General features: G+C 54.2%; 1 protein-coding gene. It reads right to left on the reverse strand.

What is annotated here, in order from left to right; genetic code table 11:
* Positions 1-1,947, reverse strand: a 1,947-nt coding sequence (gene fusA, locus ACP7A2_RS27105; protein ID WP_426136849.1) for an elongation factor G, incomplete at its 3' end; no start/stop codon positions are given.
* Positions 1,948-1,968: the final 21 nt, after the last annotated feature.

Here is a 1,968-nt window from a genome sequence, read left to right on the forward strand (position 1 = left end):
GCCGGAAACCGTGTCTTCCATACCCAAGATCATGCCGCGACGACGGTTAAGGTCGCCCATGACATCACCCATATAGTCTTCAGGTGTAACAACTTCTACCGCCATGATCGGCTCAAGCAACTCACCACCGCCCTTCTGGGCCAGTTGCTTGGTTGCCATGGAGGCAGCCACCTTAAACGCCATCTCGTTGGAGTCGACGTCGTGGTAAGAACCGTCAAAAACGGTTGCTTTCAGGCCGATCAGCGGATAGCCGGCAACAACACCGTTCTTCATCTGCTCTTCGATACCCTTCTGGATAGCCGGGATGTATTCCTTAGGAACAACACCACCTACTACTTCGTTCACGAATTGCAAACCTTCCTGACCTTCGTCAGCAGGAGCAAAACGGATCCAGCAGTGACCGAACTGACCACGACCGCCGGACTGACGAACGAACTTGCCTTCGATTTCGCAATTCTTCGTGATGCGCTCACGATAGGAAACCTGAGGCTTACCGATGTTGGCTTCGACGTTGAACTCACGGCGCATCCGGTCAACCAGGATGTCCAGGTGCAGCTCGCCCATGCCAGAGATGATCGTTTGACCAGTCTCTTCATCAGTCTTAACGCGGAAAGATGGATCTTCCTGAGCAAGTTTGCCCAGAGCGATACCCATTTTTTCCTGGTCATCCTTGGTCTTAGGCTCTACGGCAACCGAAATAACCGGCTCCGGGAAGTCCATACGAACGAGGATGATTGGCTTGTCAGCGTTGCACAAGGTTTCACCAGTGGTGACGTCCTTCATGCCGATCAAGGCCGCGATGTCACCAGCGCGTACTTCCTTGATCTCTTCGCGGGCGTTTGCGTGCATTTGCACCATACGACCCACGCGCTCTTTCTTGCCTTTAACCGAGTTGATCACGCCGTCGCCGGAGTTCAACACGCCCGAGTAAACGCGGACGAAGGTCAAGGTACCCACGAATGGGTCAGTGGCAATTTTAAATGCCAGAGCGGAGAACGGTTCTGCGTCGTCTGCATGACGCTCCAGCTCGATAGTCTCGTCATCCGGGTCAGTACCCTTGATGGCAGGAATATCAACCGGCGCCGGCAGGTAGTCGATCACAGCATCGAGAACCAGGGGAACACCCTTGTTCTTGAACGAGGAACCGCAAACAGCCAAGACGATCTCACCAGCAATTGTACGCTGACGCAGAGCGGCCTTGATTTCCGCGTTGGTGAGTTCTTCACCTTCGAGGTACTTGTTCATCAGCTCTTCGTTGGCTTCGGCCGCAGCTTCAACCATGTTGTTGCGCCATTCGTCAGCCAGTTCCTGCAGTTCAGCAGGGATAGGCTTGCGAACAGGAACCATACCTTTGTCAGCATCGTTCCAGTAAACAGCTTCCATGGTCAGCAGATCGATCTGGCCCTGGAAATTGTCTTCGGAACCGATAGCCAACTGGATTGGCACCGGGGTGTGACCCAGACGCTGCTTGATCTGACCGATCACGCGCAGGAAGTTGGCGCCAGCACGGTCCATCTTGTTTACGTAAACAAGACGTGGAACGCCGTATTTGTTGGCTTGACGCCATACGGTTTCCGACTGAGGCTCAACACCCGAGGTACCGCAGAACACAACGACAGCGCCGTCGAGTACGCGCAGGGAACGTTCAACTTCAATGGTGAAGTCTACGTGGCCCGGGGTATCGATGACGTTGAAGCGGTGCTCATCCTTGTACTGCTTCTCGGAACCCTTCCAGAAGGCGGTAATAGCAGCAGAAGTAATGGTAATACCACGCTCCTGCTCCTGAACCATCCAGTCTGTGGTCGCGGCGCCATCATGCACCTCGCCCATCTTGTGACTTTTGCCGGTGTAAAACAGTACGCGCTCGGTGGTGGTGGTTTTACCAGCATCCACGTGAGCAACGATACCGATGTTACGGTAGCGGCTAATCGGAGTAGTACGAGCCATAAAGCCCTCGCAAAATTAGTG

This window comes from Pseudomonas sp. PWP3-1b2 (assembly GCF_049896045.1).
Taxonomy (GTDB): Bacteria; Pseudomonadota; Gammaproteobacteria; order Pseudomonadales; family Pseudomonadaceae; genus Aquipseudomonas; species Aquipseudomonas antarctica_B.